Below are 20414 nucleotides of genomic sequence, written 5' to 3' on the forward strand. Positions count from 1 at the left end.
ATCAGGAAGTAGGCGATCAACGCCGTGTCCGTCAATACTCCGAACCGCACCGTTGAAGACTTCGGGTCGAATGAGTGGCTGGTCGAGGAATTGTATGAGCAGTACAAGTCAGATAAGAATTCGGTCGACCAGTCCTGGTGGCCCTTCTTCGACAAGTACGAGAAGAACGGCGGAGGCGCTCAGTCCGCTGCCGAGCCCGCCGCCAAGCAGGAGGCGAAGCCGGCCGCGAAGAAGTCGGATGCCAAGGCCCCTGCCTCAGCTGCAGCCCCGGCGACCTCCCGCGAGACCTCTCGCGGCGTCTCCCCGTCCTCGGCTGAGTCCGAGACGCTGAAGGCCGAGACCAAGTCCGTGCCGAAGGTCACCGCGAAGGAAGCCGCACCGAAGCCCGCACCGGAGGAGACGATCACTCCCCTGCGCGGACCCGCGAAGCTCATCGCCAAGAACATGGATGAGTCGCTCGAAGTCCCGACCGCCACCTCGGTCCGGGCACTGCCTGCCAAGGCGCTCATCGACAACCGGATCGTCATCAACTCGCACCTCAAGCGCACCCGTGGCGGGAAGGTCTCCTTCACCCACCTCATCGGCTTCGCCGTGATCCGCGCCCTGCAGAACTTCCCCTCGCAGAACGTCTCCTACGACGTCCGCGACGGCAAGCCCGTGATGATCTCCCCCGCCCACATCAACTTCGGGCTCGCCATCGACGTGCCGAAGAAGGACGGATCCCGCACCCTGCTGGTGCCCAACGTCAAGAAGGCCGAGACGCTGACCTTCCGCCAGTTCGTCGACGCCTACGACGGACTCGTCGACAAGGCACGTCAGGGCAAGCTCACCGCCGACGACTTCGCCGGCACCACCGTCTCGCTGACGAACCCCGGCGGAATCGGCACGGTCCACTCCGTTCCGCGTCTGACCAAGGGCCAGGGCTGCATCATCGGCGTCGGCGCGCTCGACTACCCCGCCGAGTTCCAGGGTGCCAGCCAGCAGACCATCAACTCTCTGGCCGTGTCCAAGGTGCTGACCATGACCTCGACCTACGATCACCGCGTGATCCAGGGGGCCGGTTCGGGCGAGTTCCTCAAACTGGTCCACAGCTACCTGCTCGGCGAAGACGGCTTCTACGACGATGTCTTCGAATCCCTGCGCCTGCCCTACGAGCCGGTTCGCTGGGTTCCCGACGTCTCCGCCGAAGACCAGGACGACGTCAACAAGACCGCACGCGTCATCGAACTCATCGATGCCTACCGCACGCGCGGTCACCTGATGGCCAATATCGATCCTCTGGTCTACCGTCAGCGGTCCCACCCGGATCTCGACATCAATCAGCACGGTCTGACCCTGTGGGATCTCGAACGCGAGTTCCCCACCGGCGGGTTCGGATCGAAGCCGATGATGCCCTTCCGCAACATCCTCGGACTGCTGCGTGAGAGCTACTGTCGGACCACCGGCTTCGAATACATGCACATCGCCGACCCGGTCCAGCGCCGCTGGTTCCAGTCGAAGATCGAGGTTCCGCATCAGGAGCTCACCCGTTCGGAGCAGGGACACATCCTCGGCCGCCTCAACGCAGCCGAGGCATTCGAGACCTTCCTCCAGACGAAGTACATCGGACAGAAGCGCTTCAGCCTCGAAGGCGGAGAGTCCGCGATCGTCCTCCTCGACGAGATCCTCAACCAGTCCGCCGACACCGGCCTCGACGAGGTCGCCATCGGCATGGCCCACCGCGGTCGGCTCAACGTGCTCACGAACATCGCCGGCAAGTCCTATGCGCAGATCTTCCGTGAGTTCGACGGAACCATGTCCCCGGACAGCGTCCAGGGGTCCGGTGACGTGAAGTACCACTTGGGCACCAAGGGTTCGTTCACCTCGCCGGCAGGCAACACCACCGGAGTCTACGTCGCGGCCAACCCCAGCCACCTCGAGACCGTCGATCCGGTCCTCGAAGGCATCGTGCGCGCCAAGCAGGATCTCGTCGACCAGGGCGAGTCCGGCTTCACCGTGCTGCCCGTCCTCGTCCACGGCGATGCCGCATTCGCCGGACAGGGTGTGGTCACCGAGACGCTCAACCTCTCCGAGCTGCGCGGCTACCGCACCGGCGGAACGGTCCACGTCATCATCAACAACCAGGTCGGGTTCACCACTCCCCCCGCCTCGGCGCGTTCCTCGTTCTACTGCACGGACGTCGCCAAGTCGATCAACGCCCCGATCTTCCACGTCAACGGCGATGACCCCGAGGCCGTCGTCCGGGCGGCCCGCCTGGCCTTCGAATACCGCCAGGAATTCAACCGGGACGTCGTCATCGACCTCGTGTGCTACCGCCGTCGCGGCCACAACGAGGGCGACGATCCGTCGATGACCCAGCCGACGATGTACTCCCTCATCGAGAAGAAGGGTTCGGTGCGCAAGCTCTACACCGAATCCCTCGTCGGCAGGAAGTGCATCACCGACGAAGAGGCCGCCGAGGCGCTCAAGGACTACCAGTCCAAGCTGGAATCGGCCTTCGCCGAGACCAAGGAAGCCGAGACCGGCTCCTACGACGGAGAAGCGTTCAACGCTCCCTACGAGCCCAGCGACATCGAGACCTTCAACGATGCCGAGACGGCCATCAGTCCCGAGACTCTGCAGCGAATCGGCGAGGCCTTCACCGAGATCCCCGAGGGCTTCACGGTTCACAAGAAGCTGCGGGCGCTGCTCGAGAAGCGCAAGGAGATGTCGCTGTCGGGCGGAATCGATTGGGGCTTCGCCGAGCTGCTGGCCTTCGGATCGCTGCTCATGGACGGCGTGCCGGTGCGGCTGGCAGGCCAGGACTCCCGCCGTGGGACGTTCGTCCAGCGCCACTCGGTGCTCATCGACTCGGTCAACGGCAACGAATGGACGCCGCTGCAGAACCTCACCGAGGAGCAGGCTCGCTTCTGGGTCTACGACTCCCTGCTCAGCGAGTACGCCGCCGTCGGCTTCGAATACGGCTACTCCGTCGAACGCAAGGACGCCCTCGTGGCGTGGGAGGCTCAGTTCGGTGACTTCGCACAGGGTGCGCAGACCGTCATCGACGAGTTCATCTCCTCCTCCGAGCAGAAGTGGCAGCAGAACTCCGGTGTCGTCATGCTCCTGCCCCACGGCTATGAGGGACAGGGACCCGACCATTCCTCGGGTCGCATCGAGCGCTACCTCCAGCTGTGTGCGGAGAACAATATGACGGTGGCCTACCCGTCCTCGGGTGCCTCGTACTTCCACCTGCTTCGTCGCCACGCCTCGACGACGAACAAGCGTCCGCTCATCGTCTTCACCCCGAAGTCGATGCTGCGCCTCAAGGCAGCGGCGAACTCGCCGGAGGACTTCACCTCGGGCAAGTTCCAGGCCGTCATCGACGATACGGACGTCGACTCCTCGCAGGTCGAACGTGTCGTCCTCGTCTCCGGCAAGCTCTACTGGGATCTCAAAGCCAAGCGGGAGAAGGACAACGACACGAAGATGGCTCTCATCCGCCTCGAGCAGCTCTACCCGCTCGACGAAGCGGCCATCACCGCTGTGCTCGACCGCTTCCCGGCCGATGCCGAGATCGTCTGGGCCCAGGAAGAGCCGAAGAACCAGGGAGCATGGCCGTTCATGGCACTGCACCTGCCCGAGCTCCTCGGCGGCCGTGAGGTCAAGGTCATCTCCCGTGCCGCTTCTGCAGCCACCTCGACTGGGCTCAAGCACTTCCACGATGCTCAGCAGAAGGAACTCGTCGACCGGATCTTCAGCCGGTGAGCAGCGACGTCACCACAACCATCGCCGTGGTCGGAGGCCCTTTGGTCGCCGGCCACGGCGATGGCCGTGGCCTCGGGTGGGTCGGTCGGGTGACGGCGAGGACTCTGCCGAGTCTGCCTGAACTCAAGGTGTATCCCCTGGCCGTGCCGACCGAGGATTCCGCCGGGCTTCACGCGCGGACCATCGCCGAGGCGTCCCTGCGGTTCACCCGGGACGGGGACAACCGTCTGGTGCTGGCTCTGGGTTCCGGGGATCTCGATTCGGGGCGTTCGGTCGCCAGGGCCCGCCTCGATGTCGCCAACATCCTCGACGAGGCGTTGGCTAGGAAGGTCTCGACGTTCGTGTTGGGACCACCGCCCGAACACGACGGTGACCGCAACCGTCGCATCGCTGAGCTCAATGCCAGTTTCTCCGATGTGGCCAAACGGCGCGGCATCACCTATGTCGACACCTTCACGCCCCTCCTCGGCCATCCCGTGTGGCAGCGCGAGGTCGCGTCGTCACGGGACCATCTGCCGGCGCAGGAAGGATACGGTCTGCTGGCCTGGCTGGTTCTCCATCGCGGCTGGTTCAACTGGCTGGGCGTCCAGGACGTCCTCGGCGACAGTTGACCTGACTCTGGGTGCCCGACCGAAGTTCTCCGCGGTGCTCGGTCGAAGATAAGATCAGCGGTGACAGCCGCATCATCATGTCGAACCGATTCGGCAAGGTGGGTGACCTGGTCCGACTTTGCTCTGCTCGGGCGATCATGAGACAATTGAGCGTCTATCAAAGGAGGGCACAATGAGCAAGCGTGGCCGTAAGCGTCGCGATCGCCGCCGTAAGAAAGCAAACCACGGCAAGCGTCCAAACGCATGATTCGCTGATACGTTCGGTGAATGACGAAGGCGGGAAGAGATTCGAATCTCTTCCCGCCTTCGTTGTGTCCGTGGGCTCCCGGGCTGTTCCCGGGCGCCGGTCAGGAGTTCTGTTCGAGTGCGATCCGCTGCCGGATCTTCTCTCGCAGACCCATCGGGGCACGGTCGTGGCTGCACGAACGACGCACGAGCTCTTTGAGCAGCGCTTCGATCTCATACTCGTCATGACACGACGGGCACTGTTCGAGGTGGATCGAGATCTCGCGGATCTCCGTCGTCGTCAGTTCACCGTCGAGGTAGTGGTAGATGCGCATCAGAGACTCGGTCCTGACGCTTTCGCAGCATCCTTCGTCGCTCATTTCGCACCTCCCTCAGGACTCACGAAACCGCGCTCGGCGGCATAGTCGGCCAACATCTCCCGCAGCTGTCGACGACCGCGGTGCAGTCGGGACATCACTGTGCCGATCGGCGTCTCCATGATCTCGGCGATCTCCTTGTACGGCAGGCCCTCGACATCGGCATAGTAGACGACCATGCGGAAGTCTTCGGGCAGCGCCGAGAGCGCCTCCTTGACGTCGGAGTCCGGAAGGTGGTCGAGGGCTTCGAGTTCGGCGGAACGACCGCCGGATGACGAGTGGCTGTTCGCCTGTGCGATCTGCCAGTCCTCGATGTCCTCGCTGCCGTGCTCCTGCGGCTGGCGCTGCTTCTTGCGGTAGTTGTTGATAAAAGTGTTCGTCAGGATCCGGTACAGCCACGCCTTGAGGTTGGTTCCGGGCTTGTACTGATGAAAGGCGGCATACGCCTTCGCATAGGCTTCCTGGACGAGATCTTCGGCATCTGCCGGGTTGCGGGTCATACGCAGAGCAGCTGCGTAGAGCTGATTGACATATTCCAGAGCATCCCGTTCGAAACGCGCCGACCTCTCGGCGTCGGTTTCGGGGGCTTCTTTGACTGATTCGGTCATCGCAGTCAATGGTACGCCCGTTCTCTCCAGGACGGCAGTGGCGCTCATAGACTTCTCCTTCTGCCTGTCGACTTCGCGACGGGTGCACCCGTCGAATGGCTTCACGCCGTACAACATCGGACCGACGTCCCACTATTCCCACCTCAGCAGTTATGCTTGCCAGTGAGATGACCGCCACGTAGGAAGGACCACTGTGTCTCCCATTCGTCTTATCGCACGGCCCATGCTGGCCGCCGGCTACATCCTCAACGGCGTCGAACGACTGCGCAAGCCGGAGGCAGCGGCCGCATCGGTCGGCCCGCTCCTCAACCAGGCTCGCAAACAGGTCGACGTCCCCGTCGACGCAGTGACTCTCGCCCGAGCCACCGGTGTGGCACAGGTCGCTGCCGGTTCGATGCTCGCCATCGGACGCTTCCCGCGGCTGAGCGCATCGATCCTCGTCGGCACCTACCTGCTCGACACCGTCGGAGAGCGTCTGTCTGCCGACAAGACGACGTCGAAGGAGGAGAAGAAAACCCGCAACGAACGCACTCTTCTGCGCACCTCGATGCTCGGCGGTGCCCTGCTCGCCGCCGTCGACACTGCAGGACGCCCCGGCCTGTGGTGGCGGACTCAGCACGCGGCCGAAGACCTGTGGTCGAGCGTGGAAGACACCTCGAAGCAGGCTCTGAGCGCATTCGGAGTTGACTGACATCTCCACGCACACTCCCCCGGCGACCGGCGACTGGCAGCCGCCGGTCGCCGGTTCCGCCGTCTCTGCCACTGTGACCGTTCCCGGTTCCAAGTCCCTGACGAACCGCTATCTCATCCTTGCGGCCCTCGCCCGTTCCGGATCCGATCTCAGGGGATGGCTGCGCAGCCGCGACACCCTGCTCATGGTCGACGCCCTGCGTCGCCTCGGCGCCGTGATCGACGAAGACGGCGATGAGCTCCACATCGAGCCGATTCCCTTCTCGGGCGGACACGTACCCACAGACGCTGCTGGCCAGGACTCCGCACCGATCACCATCGACTGCGGTCTCGCCGGAACCGTGATGCGCTTCATCCCCCCACTTGCCGCGCTCACCGGCCGTGACGTCGTCCTCGACGGCGACGAACAGGCCCGAGTCCGGCCGATGTCGGTGACGATCGAGTCTCTGCGGGAGCTCGGTGCGTCGATCACCTCCGCCGCGGGCACATTGCCGATGACGATCCACGCCGACTCACAGCTGCGCGGCGGCCACCTCGGCATCGATGCCAGCGCCTCCAGCCAATTCGTCTCTGGTCTGCTGCTCGCCGCTCCCGTCATGCCTCTGGGTCTCGAACTCACCAACACCGCGGACACGGTGCCCAGCCGAACGCACGTCGATATGACGATCGAAGTCCTCCGCGACGCGGGCGTCGACATCAGCGAGCCCGAACCCGAGCGCTGGATCGTCGAGCCAGGACTTCCGCGCGGTCTCGACGTGCACGTCGAACCCGACCTGTCCAATGCCGCAGCCTTCGCGGCTGCGGCAGTGGCCACCGGCGGATCCGTGACTATCGCCGACTGGCCCGTGCACACGACGCAGGCAGGTGACGGCTTCCGCGAGATCGCCGAGGCGTTCGGAGCCACGGTGCGCCTCGATAGGGAAGGACTGCATGTGCAGGGTCCGGACCGGCTCACCGCTGTCGATCTCGACCTGTCGGCCGTCGGCGAGCTCACCCCAGTGGTCTCGGCTCTCGCTGCTATGGCAGAAGGAACGTCGCAGCTGCGCGGAATCGGGCATCTGCGTGGGCACGAGACCGACCGTCTGACGGCTCTGACCAGAGAGTACGGTGCCATCGGCGTCGATGTCGTCGAACACGCCGAGGCGCTGACGATCACCGGCACCACGCACCTGCGCCCGGCGCTGTGGCATACCTACCACGACCACCGCATGGTCATGGCCGGTGCCGTGCTCGCCCTGCGCAATGACGGAATGGTCATCGAGAACGCCGGCACTGTGGCCAAGACCCTGCCTGCCTTCACTCAGCTGTGGGAAGCCATGCTCACCCCCGGAGCCTGATATGGCGAAGATCTTTCGCGATGAGGACTACCGACCCCGGCCGAACCGACGCGGTTCACGACCGCGGACGAAGAACCGCCCCGACCACAAGGACGCCGTATCGGGTCTGGTCACCGCGGTCGATCGGGGCCGGTACCGGGTCATCCTCGCTGACGACGACGGGAACTTCCCGTCAAGTCCCCCGATTCGGAAGAAGGGGAAGCGGTCACGTGGGGCCACCTCGGTGACCGCGGTGCGCGCCTCGCACCTGCGCAAACAGGCAATCGTTCCCGGCGACGTCGTCCGCCTCGTCGGCGACACCTCCGGGACCGAGGGCACCCTGGCCAGGCTCGTGGAGATCACCGACCGGCAGACCCTGCTGCGCCGCAGCGCCGATGACACCGACCCGACCGAGCGTGTCCTCGTCGCCAACGTCGACGTCATGGGCATCGTCACGGCCACCGTGGACCCGGATCCCTCGTTCGGTCTCATCGATCGCGCACTCGTCGCGGCCTTCGATGCGGGGATCACTCCCCTGCTCATCGTGACGAAGACCGATCTGCGCCCGGCGACGGAGCTGAAGGAACGCTTCTCCGCGTCCGGGATCGACATCGTCGAATCCTCCATCGATCCCGACGCCGAACCGACCGATACGAGAGTCGCCGCGAACGATGCGACCCAGGACGAGGCCGTACCCCACGCCGAGGTGGCCGAACGTCTCCGCGGACGCATCAGCGTCCTCGTCGGCCATTCCGGAGTGGGCAAATCCACGTTGACCAACGTTCTCGTTCCCGCCGCCGACCGCGCGACGGGCCATGTCAATGACGTGACCGGACGCGGACGTCACACCTCGTCGTCGGCCGTGTGCCTGCCGTTGGAACGCGGCGGATGGCTCATCGACACCCCGGGGGTGCGCAGCTTCGGCCTGGCCCATGTGGACCGGGAGACCCTGCTCTCCGCGTTCCCCGAACTCGTTGAGGCCACGGCCGAATGCCCCCGCGGATGCACTCACCTCGCGGACTCTCCCGGCTGCCGACTCGATGAGTGGGTGGCCGACGGCAAGGCCGGACCGGGAGGAGTCTCACGGCTGGAGTCCCTGCGCCGGCTGCTGCCCTCGACTGGATAGGCTGGAGTCATGAACGACCTCGACCTGGCGATCGAACTCGCCGATCTCGCCGATGCCATCAGCCACCCGCGCTTCCGGGCACAGGACTTCGCCGTCGAAACCAAACCCGACCTCACCCCGGTCACCGAATGCGACCGTGCGGTGGAGAGGGCGATCATGGATCGACTCACAGAGGTTCGATCCGATGACAGCGTGCTCGGTGAGGAATTCGGTGCACACGGGCAGTCATCGCGACGGTGGATCATCGATCCCATCGACGGAACGAAGAACTTCGTGCGCGGAGTGCCCGTGTGGGCGACGCTGATCTCGCTCTACGACGGTGACCAGCCGCTGCTGGGAGTCGTCTCCGCTCCCGCACTCGGGCGCCGGTGGTGGGCGGAAGCAGGGCAGGGCGCCTACGCGACCGAACTCGGGTCCCCGGCCGAACGCATCGGTGTGTCATCGGTCGACTCTCTCGCCGATGCGTCCCTGTCGTATTCCTCGCTGTCGGGTTGGAAGGAACTCGGCATCCTCGATGAGTTCCTCGATCTCTGCGATTCGCTGTGGCGCACTCGCGGATACGGCGACTTCTACTCCTATATGCTGCTGGCCGAGGGTGCTGTCGACCTCGCCTGCGAACCCGAGCTCGCGCTCTACGATATGGGCGCGCTCGTACCCATCGTCCTCGAAGCGGGAGGCTCCTTCACGAACACGGCCGGACTTCCGGGGCCCTTCGGCGGCAATGCGCTGGCCAGCAATTCTCGCCTCCATGAAGCCGCACTCGATCGGCTGGGTCGGGTCGCTCCCGCGGAGGTCTCCTGATGCCGGACATCATGAGAGCCCCGTTGTGGCATGAGATGGCCGAATCCGCGGGGCTGACGAATCCGGATGGGTCGATCGGTGAGACGATCTACGGGCAGATGACGAAGTTCGCCGCCGAGGTCGGAGCCGTCAACCTCGGACAGGGTGCTCCGGGCACGGAGCCTCCGGACGAGCTGATCGCCGCGACGGAAGTGGCGATGCGGGCCGGTTTCAATCAATACGCCCCCGGTCAGGGTTACCCGCAGCTGCTCGATGCCGTGGCCGCTCAACGCGGACGCGACTTCGGACAGCACGTCGATCCGAACGAGGTGCTCTACACTGCGGGCGCCACCGAGGGCCTGACCGCCGCGATCCTCGCTCTGCTGCCGCGCGGCGGCTCCCTCGTCGCCTTCGAACCGTTCTACGACTCCTATCCCGCGGCGATCGCTGCCGCCGGCGGAACTCTGCACACAGTGCCGATCCTGCCCGATGGCCACGGCGATTTCGCCCCGGACTGGGAGGTTTTCGACCGAGTGATCGCCGAGGTCGATCCGGAGGTCATCCTCGTCAACACTCCGCACAATCCCACCGGGTTCATCTTCTCTGCCGCTGATCTCGGCCGGATCGGACGAGCCGCCGAGGAGGTCGATGCCTGGGTGCTCTCCGATGAGGTCTACGAGCAGCTCGTCCTCACGGATCTGGGGCATGTGCCTCCCGCCGTCGCCATCGAGGATTCTGCACGCGTCGTCACGGTCTCCTCGGCGGGCAAATCATGGAATACGACGGGATGGAAGATCGGCTGGGTCGTCGCCTCCCCCGAGGTTCGCCAGGCCATTCAGACCGTCAAGCAGTTTATGTCGTTCACGGCCGGCGGTCCGATGCAGATCGGAATGGCCGAGATGCTCGATGGCGATTCACAGTTCGTCGCCGAGAACCGAGGTTCGCTGCGGGCACGCGCCGAGGTTCTCGTTCCCGCCTGTCGCTCGGTCCCGGGTGCCGAGGTGTCCACTCCGCGCGCCGGCTATTTCACAGTGGTGGACTTCTCTGCACTGACGGATCTCGATGCCTTCGAGCTCAATGAGCTGCTGGCCAGAGAATTCTCCTTGGTCGGGATTCCCGTACCGGCCCTGTGCCGGCCTGGCAGTCCGGCGTACGAGGCCTATAGGTCTTCGATCCGCTATTCGTTCTGCAAGTCCGTTGCCGATGTCGATAAGGGCGCACAGCTGTTCATCGCACTCGGTGGGCATCTGCGGGAGCACCCGGATGCGCTGCGTCGGAGGAGCTGAGCTTCACCCGCTTTCGTGCTCGAAGCAGAATGCGTTCCTGATACACGGGACGGCACAGGAGTCGTCGCTCCGAGGGACAGGAGGCGTCGCGCCGAAAGACGCCAGAAGGGGCGAACCGCATGGGCGGTTCGCCCCTTCTGCATCGGACAGCGACGCTGACCGTTGAATCTGGCTCCGTCTCGGCGCACGCGCCGATCAGCACCTCAGCTCAGTTCAGGACATGTCAGGCCTTGACGAGCTCGAGTTCGAGTTCGATCTTGATCTTGTCGGAGACGAGAAGCTCTCCTCCGCCGAGGACGGCTTCGAAGGACATTCCGAAGTCCTTGCGGTTGACCGTGGCGGTGGCCGAGAGGCCGGCGACCTGGTTGCCGTTCGGGTCGGTGGCGACTCCGGCGAATTCGGTGGCGAAGGCGACTTCCTTGGTCACGCCGCGCATCGTCAGCTCACCGACGGTCTCGAACTCGTCGGCGCCGTCGGCCTTGATCGCGGTCGACTTGAAGCTCAGCTTCGGGTCTTCCTCGGCGAGGAAGAAATCGCCGCTCTTGAGGTGACCGTCGCGCTGCTCGTTGCGGGTGTTGATCGAGTTCGCTGAGGCCTCGGCGGATACGGCGCTGTCTTCGAGGGTCTCACCGACGTTCACGTTGCCGGCGATCTCTTCGAAGTGGCCGCGGACCTTCGAGACGCCCGCGTGGCGAGCGGTGAAGGTGAACTCCGAGTGGATGGGGTCGATGTTCCAGGTTCCGGCGGTGAGTCCCTGAGGCAGAGCAGTCATGATTTCTCCTTTTGGTTGAAATTTGAAGTACAAGATTCACTATAGTTCAAATTTCAACCACATGCAACCCCTGCAGATGAACGGCAAGTAACCATGTGGCGGAGGTCACCTGTATTCGGTTTGGCCGCCAGGTGACCCCTCGTGTAAAGTTAAGAACACGCCGCGGGGTGGAGCAGTTCGGTAGCTCGCCGGGCTCATAACCCGGAGGTCGGGGGTTCAAATCCCTCCCCCGCCACGATAGCGGCAGAACCCCCAGTCAGTTCTCTGACTGGGGGTTCTTCTCATTCACACCATCTTCGCGGCACGGAGTGATTTGATGGTGGCGGTGATCGGTGGATGGCCGTTAGGCGTAGGCAGCTCTACGCCGATGCCCAACGTAGCCCCTTACCGCCAGCGCCAGAGACGGACCCCAGAGCCAGCACGGAAATGCGACGGCGACGATGAGCAGTTCGTCGATCCCTTCCGTCGCTCCGTGGATGATGAGCGGCGCTGCGGCGAAGGAGAGCATTGCGGCCACGCTGATCCCGGGGACCGCCGCGGCCGCCACAGGAACCGGACGTCCGGCCAGACGAGGCACCCAACGGGGAAACGTCTCGCCCCACGGCCGAATGAGTCCGAGAGTGAGAACGAATCCCAACCAACCGCCGCTGGAGATCAGCAGGCCCTGTAGACGAGTCGCAGGATCGGCGGCAGCCTCGCCTCCCAGGATCGGCCACGGACTGAGCCAGGTCAGCCGCGCGAGGGCGTAGGGCAAACACGCAAGTGCCGCAATGACGGTGAAGAGTCTGCGATGGCGAGTGATCCAGACATCCACCCGAAGAGCAGGCCCCACGCTCCGGCAGGCGATCACTGCAATCCCCAGCCAGAGTCCACCGACGATCAGGAACAGCAGGCTTGAGAGCAGAGTCGGGGCGTATCGAAGAGCGCCGGCGCCGAGACGATCCACCACTGACGTGATCAACTCATGCCCGAGGAGGAGAACCAGGACGACGACGATCGCGAACGGCACCCCCACGGGCCACCGCAATGACCGATGCGTCCACACCGTTCGAGCCACGATCAGGATCGCAGCGATCGGCAGAACAACCGCGACGAGGTAGCCGACCGTCGACAACGCCGCCATGCTTCCGTACCCCACGCCGAGGCCGAGGGCCGAGAACGCACCCAGCGAGAGCGTCACCGATTCGATCGGGCCGGTGCCCGCAGGCGATCGCAGCGCCCTGACGGCCGACCACCGCCCCGAGATCAGCAGACCCACGCCGCACAGAGCGGAAAGACCTGCTGCCACGAAGAGGAGAATCGTGCCTGGTGTCTGGCCGAGCAGGCCGATCAGCAACGGGTCCTCCGGTCCCCGACCGAACGGAGACGCTGACGGATCGCTCAGCCAGACGGCAGCGAGAACCGCTGTGAGTGCCGAAACGGCCGTTGCGAGGGTGAGGAGGATATGCCTGGTGCGTGAATCACTGTCCATGACCTGAGCGTGTCAGGTCCGGCATCGAACACGATTCCCCTCAGACGGTGAACGGTCTCCCCCATGTGTGGGTTCGACGAGCACAGCAGAGCGCCCTCGCGAATCATCGCGAGGGCGCTCTGTCCGGACTCGGCGATCGGGATGTGACCGATCGGCGTGGACTCAGTTGCCCGAGTCGCCGCCTTCGTCAGCCGGCTCCGAGGCGGGCGCGGACGAATCCTGGCCCGCCGCGTCCTCTGCCAGCGACGGGTCAGCCGCGACGGCATCCTCAAGCGCCTTCTTCAGGCGGTCCTGGGCCTTTCCGTACTCCGCGAAATCGCCGTCCTTCAGCGCGGCATCGGAGTCCTCCATGGCCTTCTTCGCCTCTTGGAGAGCGTCGTTGAGAGCCTTGTCCGGCGAGCCGGACTTCGAATCCGCGTCCTCTCCGCCGGTGGTCGATCCCGACTCGCCATCTCCGCTGTCCTCGGTTCCGGCGTCACCGGCCGAGGCTCCGGAATCTCCGCCGAACACCTGGTCGAGCGCCTCGTCGAGGGTCGGAGCGAACCCGATGTCCTCACCGAACGCCACGAGCACGTGCTGCAGCAGCGGATAGGAGGTCTCACCGGCGGAGCGGACATAGACCGGCTGGACGTAGAGCAGACCCCCGCCGATCGGCAGAGTCAGCAGGTTGCCGTTCTCGACTTCGGACTCACCCTGACGCAGCAGGTTCAGACTGCGCTGCACATCGGGCGCGGTGTTGAAGTTGTTCTGAGCCTGACCAGGTCCGGGCACAGTGGTGTTGCGCGGAAGCTGCAACAGGCGCAGCTTGCCGTAGCCCTCGGCTGTCTCGCCCTTCTTGTTGCCGGCATCGGCATCGGCGGAGAGGAACCCGGTGAGGTTGTTGCGCGACTGCCCCTCGGACGATCGAGCCGGGATATACGAGCTCGTCAGCGAGAACGACGGCGACTGCTGGCCCGGCATCTGCAGGGTCATGTAGAACGGCGGCTGCGTCAGCCCGCTGCTCGCCTTCGTCGTCGGATCGGTCGGCAGAGTCCAGAAGTCCTGACCGGAGTAGAACTCACTGGCGGAGGTGACATGGTACTTCGTGAGCAGGTCGCGCTGGACCTTGAACATGTCTTCCGGGTACCGGACGTGGCTCATCAGATCACCGGACATCTCCGAGGACGACTTGATCAGTCCGGGGAACACCTTCATCCAGGTCTTCAGGACCGGATCGTCCTTGTCCCACTGGTACATGTCGACGGAACCGTCGTAGGCATCGACAGTGATCTTCACCGAGTTCCTGATGTAGTTGACTTCATCGTCCGGCAGAGTCGCCACCGAGTTCGGAGCCGACGCCGTGGTCGAATCCTCAGTGGCCTGCTGGAGCGGCTGAGGTGTCGAATACGGGTAGTCCTCGGCGGTGGTGTAGCCGTCGAGGATCCACTTGATCTTCCCGTCCACGACTGCCGGGTACGGATCGCCGTCGACCTTGAGGAAGGGAGCGAGCTTCTCCACACGCTCACGCGGGTGACGATCGTAGAGGATCTGGGACTCCTCGTTGAGCGCGTCCGAGAGAAGGATCTGCTCGTCCTGGAACTTCAGGGCGTAGGCAAGACGATTGAACACATTGCCCACCGACGGTCCGCCGTCACCGGAGAACGTGCTGTTGACCTGACCGGAGCCGCTTTTCTCATCGGAGGGGTAGTCGAGCTCACGCGGAGTCGCACCCTTCGGGGCGCCGACGATCGAATAGTCCGGAGAGGACTCTCCGAAGTACACACGCGGCTCGTATTCGGGGAACTCGCCCTTCGGCGGAATATCCGACTCCATGAACAGCGGTTCGCCGTCCGGGTTGCGCTGGTTGCCGTTGGCTGCGACCACACCGAATCCGTGAGTGTAGACGATCGCCCGGTTGAACCAGCTCTGGTTGTTCACCGAGCTCGGGGCGAGTTCGCGCACCGAGATGACGGTGTCGCGCATGTCCCCGTCGATGTTGTAGCGGTCGACGTCGAGCTTCTGCGGGAACGAATAATACGGTCGCACCTGCTGCAGCTGCCGGAAGGTATCCGAAACGAGGTTCGGATCCAGCAGACGGATCGACGCCGCGGTCTCTGCGTCCTTGCGCAGGTCACCCTTCTTGCCGGTGGTGCTCGGCGAGTAGGGAGTCACCTCGATGTCATCGAAGTCGAACGCATCGCGTGTGGCATCGATGTTGTGCTGGATGTAATCGGATTCCTTGCTCTGCTGCGACGGATTGACCTGGAACTGCTGGAGCAGCGCCGGGTACGCGATGATCGAAACTCCGCCGAGCACGATGAGGGTGAGCGTGGCGATGATCGAGATCCGCCAATTGCCCTTCCACGCGGTGTAGACGAACAGCAGTGCGACCAGGACGGCGGCGATGGCGACGATCGCCATGGCCGGCAGCGCGGCATGATCGTCGACGTAGGTGACGCCGGGGACGATCCCGCCGGCAGCGGTCATCCGGTCGTAGCGGGAGAGCCACAGCCGACCGGCCTGAACGATGACGAGAACCGCCACGGTGATGCCCAGCTGCCACTGGGCGGCCTTCGTCAGGATGACGCCCTTCTGCTCCCCGGGACGGATTCCGCCGAAGAGGTAATGGGCGACGAGGGCGGCGATGAGCGCCAAGAGCAGCGCCATGCCCAGCTGATTGCCGATGAGGCGCAGACCGGGCAGGACGAAGACGAAGAACGATTTGTCGAGACCGAACTGAGGGTCCTTCGAGCCGAAGGACGTCGAGTTGATCCATTCGAGGATCGTGTTCCAGTGCGCCGAGGCGGTGATGCCGGCGAGGACACCCATGACCGCGGGAATCGCGATCGTCGCGACCCGCCGCAGAGGCTCGATGGCCTCACGATAGCGGTCGAGGTTCTCCTGTCGCGGGGTCGTCGGCGCGTAGACCGGACGATGGCGGTAGGCCAGATGAAGACTCAGCCAGACCGGGACGGCCATGAGGATGAAGCCACCGAGGAATGTCAGCCCGCGGGTGAGCCACATGGTCCGGAAGACGTTCGCTGCGTCGATCTGGCGGAACCACAGCACCTCGGTGTAGACCTGGGTGAAGGCGATGAAGGCGATCAGCAGGATCGCCACAGACACGAGGGTGAGCAGCAGCGGCGAACGTCTTGGCCGATTCGCCGGCATGCGTGCGGAGGTGGGTGAGGACGAGGTGCTCACTACTGCCCTTTCTCATTGTTGTCGGCACCATCGGCGGGACATTTCGGCAGATCCGAAGTGTTGCCGGCGGCGTACTGCTCCACGGTGTTCTGCGCGTCATCGAGCGTGTCGATGCGCGCCACCGTGATCTTGGATTGGTCTGCGGCGGCCATGACCTCCGCGCAGTTATCGGCGGGCGAGAGGAACAGCGTCGCTCCCTTCTCGGTGGCGGCGGCCACCTTCTGGCGAGCACCGCCGATCGGGCCGACCGTTCCGTCAGGGGTGATCTCCCCCGTGCCCGCCACATGCTTGCCTCCTGTCATCGCACCGGGAGTGAGCTCATCGATGATGGCCAGCGCGAACATCGTCCCCGCTGAGGGACCGCCGACGCCGTCGACGTTGAACTTCACGTCGACGGGGAACTCGAAGTCCTGCTTCATCGTGATGCCGATCGCCTTGCGGTCGTCGACCTTCGCGGGAGTCAGGGTGATCGTCTTCGATTTACCGTCGCGTTCGATGCCGAGCTCGACGGAGTCCGACTCCTGCACGGTGCTGCTCATGACCTGCGCGGCCTCGGGATCGGAATCGAGCTTCTTGCCGTTGACCGACATGAGTCGGTCTCCCTTGCGCAGTTTGCCCTGTGCCGGAGCATCGGCGACGACGTCATCGACCGACAGATGCACGGAATACGACTTGTCCATCTGGCCCATAGCGGCGGCGATGGCGACATCCTGGCTCGAGGACATCTCGACCGCATTCGATTCGGTCACATCCTCGCGAGTGGTGTCCAGCGGGTAGTACGCCTCTGTGGGGACGACGGTCTGTTCGCCGTTGATGAGTGCGCCGAGTGCCTGAGAGGCGAAGATGTCACGGCCGGGTCCGCCGCTGACGGCGACGGTGAGCATGTCGATGCGTCCTGCGGTCGGATAGGTCTTGGCTCCGGAGACGCTGATCATGGGGTCGCCCTGGTATTCGCCGAGGGTGTTGAAAACCGGTCCCGGCAGCTGAAGCATGTACGGAACCGGCAGAAGCACGGCCAGCGCGATGAAGACGTAGGTGAGGACGCCCGAGGTTGTGGCCAGACGTGGAGTCCGTCGTCGTTTGGTGCCGCGTGTCGATGCCGGTGACGCCGGCACGGCCCGAGGGGCGTTCTCTGTCATGTAATCCTTTCGCTGCACCGCCCCACCAGTCTAGTTGAAACCTCAGCGTCCGTTTCACAGACTCCTTTCGCCCGGTGCGAACATCCTGCGAAACCTCCAGGAATTGGGAAGCTTCGCACATTCGGAACCGTTAACGTTGATGTCAAACCGATTCTTGGGGGCTGTAGAACAATGACCGATGACAACAACAACGAGCAGAATCCGTTCGAGCAGATCTTCGGAATGCTCTTCGGTGCCAATGGTCCCGGATCCGGTCAGGGAGATGACAAGAACAGTTCGGGCATGCCGCAGGGCTTCTCGATCGATCCGGCGATGATGTCCACGATCATGAGTCAGATGCAGGGGCTCTTCGGGCAGGGTGCCGATTCGCAGGCCCAGGCAGTGTCGATCGCTCAGAAGGCCGTTCCGACTCCCGACCCCGCAGTGTCCGAGGACGCCGAGCGGGCGACGACCGATGCGTTCCGTCTGGCCGAGCTCTGGCTCGCCGAGGCCACCGACTTCTCCGTCGCCAACCGATCCGCCCGTCCGCTGCGTCGAGCCGACTGGGTCAAGGAGACGATGCCCGGCTGGCAGAAGTTCGTGCTGCCTATCAAGGAGAACATGTCCTCGGCCCTGACGGACACGCTCGAGTCCCAGGTCCCGGCCGAGATGAAGGGCATCCTCGCGGGTGCATCGTCGATGTTCGGATCGATGAGCGATTCGATGTTCGCCATGCAGATCGGACAGGCCGTCGGCGCGCTGTCCGAAAGCGTCCTCACCGGCACCGAGGTGGGACTGCCGCTGCTGCCCCATGACACAGCCGTGGTCATCGAGAAGAACGTCGAGACGTTCGCTTCCGAAATCGACGTCGACGTCTCCGAGGTCCGCATCTACCTCGCGGCTCAGGAGCTCGCCCACCTCGCACTGTTCGAACGCGCCCCGTGGCTGAGCGCTCAGGTCGAGACCGCTCTGACCCGTTATGCGCAGGGGCTGAAGGTCGACACCTCGCAGATCGAGGACATGGCGTCGAACATCGATCCTTCCAACATCTCCGACCTCAGCGACAACATCCGCCAGGGGCTGTTCAACCCGCCGACGACCGACGACCAGAAGAAGGCGCTGACGTCTTTGGAGAATCTCCTCGCCGTCATCGCCGGGTGGGTGGACGTCGTCGTCTATGAGGCCTGCAAGCATCTGCCCGGTCGCGATCAGGTCCGCGAAGCGCTGCGCCGTCGGCGGGCAACCGCGGGACCGGCGGAGAAGACCTTCTCAACCCTTGTGGGCCTCGAGTTCAACCCCCGTCGCCTCCGCGATGCCGCCGCGCTCTTCGCGTACCTCGAGACGCAGGGCGGCGCCGAAGCCCGTGATCGCGTGTTCTCTCATCCGGACCTGTTGCCGACCACGCAGGATCTGGACGACCCGCTGGGCTATTCCGAGCGACGTCAGGCCGAATGGACCAACGAATCGAGCATCGATGAGGCCCTGTCCCGCATCCTCGCCGAGGGACTCGAGGGAGCCGGCGGCAGCGATGCGAAAACGGAGTCCGAAGAGACGGATCAAAACGACTCTGCGCCGACCGATGACAGCAGCCCCGACGACGACAGCTCCGACGATCGCTGAATGATCGATCTCGATACTGCCCGGCAGGAAGTCGAGCGCGGACCGCGGAACTCATTCTCCGCGTCCTTCGCGGCGCTCTTCGACCGGCAGGGTGCCGATGCCCTGCACCGCTCCGGCGGTGAGCACCACCTCACAGCCAGCTGTCTGGTCATCGATCCGGTCACCGAGGCGGTTCTGCTCAACCACCACCGGAAGGCCGGGCTGTGGGGTCAGTTCGGAGGGCACCTCGAATCTGTCGACACCTCGCTGCACGATGCCGCTCGCCGAGAGGCCGAAGAGGAAAGCGGTCTGCGCCCGCTCGCGCGAGTCACTGCCGATCCCATCGACGTGCATGTGCATGACCTCGCGGCCGCGTTCGGGACCTGTACCCGACACTTCGACGTCGTTTTCGCAGCCCAGGCTTCGACCGACGATTCGCCGAATGTGTCGGAGGAGTCCTTCGACGTCGCCTGGTTCACTCTGGACCGACTGCCCGCTGACCTCATGCCCGACCTGCCGGACCGGCTGCCGGGCCTCTTCCGCTCCGCTGTGTCAGCGCTCAGCTCCCACGCCTGAAACGCTCCCCGTCACTGAATCCTTCGAGATAGATCTTTGCGTCGGTCTGTCGCGGATGGCGATCGGCCAATGCATGGAATTCCTTCGAGTGGGGACCGATCTGGAGATGGACGAGTTCATGGACGACGACCGTCTCCAGCACCCAGCGCGGCACGGCCTGCAGGCGATGGGAGACGCGGATGTCACCCGTCGACGTCGTCGTTGACGCCCATCTGCTGACATTCTGATTCGTCACCCAGCGGATCGACGTCGGTCGCAGCCTGCCGCCGAAGAAACGACGGCTCATCTCATCCGCCAGCTCGGCGAGGTCGGCATCCGACGAATGATCACGGGCGGAGAGGCGGTTGAACAGATCCGTCAGCGAACGGATGTTGCGCTCCACGCTGTAGCGCTCAGGAGTGCGCAGCACGTAGGTCTCGACCTCTTTCGAGACGGCGACGGTCTTCTTCCGCCGTGCCGATCGGCGCACTTCGATCTCACCCCGGGCGATCGCCCGCAGCACCTCTTCTTCACTCCACCGCTGTGCTCTGCTCACCGGACCATCATAGGAAACCGCACTGACACGGTGACAGTGCCACTGGCACCGTGGCGGCGTCTCTGCAGCGGTTCTGAAGACGAACAGCCTTCGGAGTTTGTGAGTTTCCTGAGTCTGCCGAAAAGTTGGGGTCGAATCCCCCGTCCACAGCCACCTCGGTGATCGCAGTCCCCGCAGAACGGGAGCTGATCCGACCCGGGAGCGTGTTTATCAACAGTCATATCGACACTCAAGGCGCCTTTCCTCCACAGACTCCACGGCGATTCCCACAGGTTATCCACAGGCTGTTGACGTGTCTGTGCATGACGGTGCATTGACGCGGAGGCTTTTGCGGAATAAGTTCTATGCTTGACCCCGGAAAACCCGAGGATGCGTGCGGAAGGGGAAGCCGCAC

17 protein-coding genes and 1 tRNA gene are annotated in these 20414 nt (G+C 64.2%); 11 read left to right on the top strand and 7 right to left on the bottom strand.

Translation table 11 applies throughout. From position 1 onward, the window contains the following. The first annotated feature begins 24 nt into the window (after nucleotides 1-24). The 3 genes from ACSBQT_RS01130 (at nucleotide 25) to ACSBQT_RS01140 (ending at nucleotide 4605) form a co-directional block, all read left to right on the top strand. Complete coding sequence (locus ACSBQT_RS01130) at nucleotides 25-3747, top strand: multifunctional oxoglutarate decarboxylase/oxoglutarate dehydrogenase thiamine pyrophosphate-binding subunit/dihydrolipoyllysine-residue succinyltransferase subunit (RefSeq protein ID WP_435000628.1); 3723 nt, start codon at nucleotides 25-27, stop codon at nucleotides 3745-3747. Next, nucleotides 3744-4358: a GDSL-type esterase/lipase family protein gene (locus ACSBQT_RS01135; protein ID WP_435000629.1), complete on the top strand. Its 615-nt coding sequence runs from the start codon at nucleotides 3744-3746 to the stop codon at nucleotides 4356-4358. Before ACSBQT_RS01130 ends, ACSBQT_RS01135 begins: the two co-directional genes overlap by 4 nt. A gap of 172 nt (nucleotides 4359-4530) precedes the next feature. Next, nucleotides 4531-4605, top strand: a complete 75-nt coding sequence (locus tag ACSBQT_RS01140) for a 50S ribosomal protein bL37 (protein ID WP_098731028.1) — start codon at nucleotides 4531-4533, stop codon at nucleotides 4603-4605. 100 nt (nucleotides 4606-4705) lie between these two features. On the opposite strand, the gene rsrA is transcribed toward ACSBQT_RS01140, so the two are convergent. Both rsrA and ACSBQT_RS01150 read right to left on the bottom strand, forming a co-directional pair. Next, nucleotides 4706-4963 carry a mycothiol system anti-sigma-R factor gene (gene rsrA / locus ACSBQT_RS01145; protein WP_039210641.1) on the bottom strand — a complete coding sequence of 86 codons (258 nt, stop codon included), beginning with the start codon at nucleotides 4961-4963 and terminating at the stop codon, nucleotides 4706-4708. Then, the gene (locus tag ACSBQT_RS01150) at nucleotides 4960-5616 is read right to left on the bottom strand and encodes a sigma-70 family RNA polymerase sigma factor (RefSeq protein WP_373284066.1); all 657 of its coding nucleotides are present in this window, start codon (nucleotides 5614-5616) and stop codon (nucleotides 4960-4962) included. The genes rsrA and ACSBQT_RS01150 overlap by 4 nt, the downstream gene beginning before the upstream one ends. 145 nt (nucleotides 5617-5761) lie before the next feature. On the opposite strand from ACSBQT_RS01150, the gene ACSBQT_RS01155 reads away from it, so the two are divergent. Genes ACSBQT_RS01155 through ACSBQT_RS01175 form a run of 5 tightly spaced genes read left to right on the top strand, consistent with a single transcriptional unit; the run spans nucleotide 5762 to nucleotide 10766 of the window. Next, nucleotides 5762-6259, top strand: coding sequence for a DoxX family protein (locus tag ACSBQT_RS01155; protein ID WP_410710158.1), 498 nt, complete (start codon nucleotides 5762-5764; stop codon nucleotides 6257-6259). Then, the gene (gene aroA / locus ACSBQT_RS01160) at nucleotides 6252-7595 is read left to right on the top strand and encodes a 3-phosphoshikimate 1-carboxyvinyltransferase (RefSeq protein WP_435000631.1); all 1344 of its coding nucleotides are present in this window, start codon (nucleotides 6252-6254) and stop codon (nucleotides 7593-7595) included. Before ACSBQT_RS01155 ends, aroA begins: the two co-directional genes overlap by 8 nt. Nucleotide 7596: 1 nt before the next feature. Further along, the gene (rsgA, locus tag ACSBQT_RS01165; protein WP_410710160.1) at nucleotides 7597-8700 is read left to right on the top strand and encodes a ribosome small subunit-dependent GTPase A; all 1104 of its coding nucleotides are present in this window, start codon (nucleotides 7597-7599) and stop codon (nucleotides 8698-8700) included. A 9-nt stretch (nucleotides 8701-8709) separates the two neighbouring features. Further along, entirely contained in the window at nucleotides 8710-9501 is a 792-nt protein-coding gene (locus tag ACSBQT_RS01170; protein WP_410710161.1) for an inositol monophosphatase family protein, read from the top strand. Next, complete coding sequence (locus ACSBQT_RS01175) at nucleotides 9501-10766, top strand: aminotransferase class I/II-fold pyridoxal phosphate-dependent enzyme (protein WP_435000634.1); 1266 nt, start codon at nucleotides 9501-9503, stop codon at nucleotides 10764-10766. The genes ACSBQT_RS01170 and ACSBQT_RS01175 overlap by 1 nt, the downstream gene beginning before the upstream one ends. 223 nt (nucleotides 10767-10989) lie before the next feature. Here ACSBQT_RS01175 and ACSBQT_RS01180 read toward each other — a convergent pair whose 3' ends face one another. After that, nucleotides 10990-11538: a YceI family protein gene (locus ACSBQT_RS01180; RefSeq protein WP_435000636.1), complete on the bottom strand. Its 549-nt coding sequence runs from the start codon at nucleotides 11536-11538 to the stop codon at nucleotides 10990-10992. A gap of 161 nt (nucleotides 11539-11699) precedes the next feature. On the opposite strand from ACSBQT_RS01180, the gene ACSBQT_RS01185 reads away from it, so the two are divergent. Then, nucleotides 11700-11773, top strand: a tRNA-Met gene (locus tag ACSBQT_RS01185). A gap of 108 nt (nucleotides 11774-11881) precedes the next feature. Here ACSBQT_RS01185 and ACSBQT_RS01190 read toward each other — a convergent pair. The 3 genes from ACSBQT_RS01190 to ACSBQT_RS01200 form a co-directional block, all read right to left on the bottom strand. Then, a complete protein-coding gene (locus tag ACSBQT_RS01190) occupies nucleotides 11882-12874 on the bottom strand; it encodes a hypothetical protein (protein ID WP_435000637.1) in 993 nt (330 codons plus the stop codon). Nucleotides 12875-13171: 297 nt separating this feature from the next. Continuing rightward, nucleotides 13172-16192 carry a UPF0182 family membrane protein gene (locus ACSBQT_RS01195; protein WP_435000638.1) on the bottom strand — a complete coding sequence of 1007 codons (3021 nt, stop codon included), beginning with the start codon at nucleotides 16190-16192 and terminating at the stop codon, nucleotides 13172-13174. Beyond that, on the bottom strand, nucleotides 16192-17331 hold the full coding sequence (locus tag ACSBQT_RS01200) for a YlbL family protein (RefSeq protein WP_410710167.1): 1140 nt from the start codon (nucleotides 17329-17331) through the stop codon (nucleotides 16192-16194). Before ACSBQT_RS01200 ends, ACSBQT_RS01195 begins: the two co-directional genes overlap by 1 nt. Nucleotides 17332-17502: 171 nt before the next feature. On the opposite strand from ACSBQT_RS01200, the gene ACSBQT_RS01205 reads away from it, so the two are divergent. Together ACSBQT_RS01205 and ACSBQT_RS01210 are read left to right on the top strand one after the other, a co-directional pair. Further along, the gene (locus ACSBQT_RS01205) at nucleotides 17503-18930 is read left to right on the top strand and encodes a zinc-dependent metalloprotease (protein ID WP_435000639.1); all 1428 of its coding nucleotides are present in this window, start codon (nucleotides 17503-17505) and stop codon (nucleotides 18928-18930) included. Continuing rightward, nucleotides 18931-19485, top strand: a complete 555-nt coding sequence (locus ACSBQT_RS01210) for an NUDIX hydrolase (RefSeq protein WP_435000640.1) — start codon at nucleotides 18931-18933, stop codon at nucleotides 19483-19485. Here the strand turns inward: ACSBQT_RS01210 and ACSBQT_RS01215 are convergent. Then, nucleotides 19469-20020 carry a M48 metallopeptidase family protein gene (locus tag ACSBQT_RS01215; protein ID WP_410710170.1) on the bottom strand — a complete coding sequence of 184 codons (552 nt, stop codon included), beginning with the start codon at nucleotides 20018-20020 and terminating at the stop codon, nucleotides 19469-19471. The genes ACSBQT_RS01210 and ACSBQT_RS01215 overlap by 17 nt on opposite strands. Nucleotides 20021-20414: the final 394 nt, after the last annotated feature.

The organism is Brevibacterium sp. H602 (assembly GCF_051172395.1).
Taxonomy (GTDB): Bacteria; Actinomycetota; Actinomycetes; order Actinomycetales; family Brevibacteriaceae; genus Brevibacterium.

What these genes read in the sequence shown, in the direction of transcription:
- ACSBQT_RS01210 (WP_435000640.1), top strand. Translation starts at nt 18,931, where the DNA reads ATGATCGATCTCGATACTGCCCGGCAGGAAGTCGAGCGCGGACCGCGG.
- ACSBQT_RS01205 (WP_435000639.1), top strand. Translation starts at nt 17,503, where the DNA reads ATGACCGATGACAACAACAACGAGCAGAATCCGTTCGAGCAGATCTTC.
- ACSBQT_RS01200 (WP_410710167.1), bottom strand. Translation starts at nt 17,331, where the DNA reads ATGACAGAGAACGCCCCTCGGGCCGTGCCGGCGTCACCGGCATCGACA.
- rsgA (WP_410710160.1), top strand. Translation starts at nt 7,597, where the DNA reads ATGGCGAAGATCTTTCGCGATGAGGACTACCGACCCCGGCCGAACCGA.
- ACSBQT_RS01175 (WP_435000634.1), top strand. Translation starts at nt 9,501, where the DNA reads ATGCCGGACATCATGAGAGCCCCGTTGTGGCATGAGATGGCCGAATCC.
- rsrA (WP_039210641.1), bottom strand. Translation starts at nt 4,963, where the DNA reads ATGAGCGACGAAGGATGCTGCGAAAGCGTCAGGACCGAGTCTCTGATG.
- ACSBQT_RS01170 (WP_410710161.1), top strand. Translation starts at nt 8,710, where the DNA reads ATGAACGACCTCGACCTGGCGATCGAACTCGCCGATCTCGCCGATGCC.
- ACSBQT_RS01150 (WP_373284066.1), bottom strand. Translation starts at nt 5,616, where the DNA reads ATGAGCGCCACTGCCGTCCTGGAGAGAACGGGCGTACCATTGACTGCG.
- ACSBQT_RS01180 (WP_435000636.1), bottom strand. Translation starts at nt 11,538, where the DNA reads ATGACTGCTCTGCCTCAGGGACTCACCGCCGGAACCTGGAACATCGAC.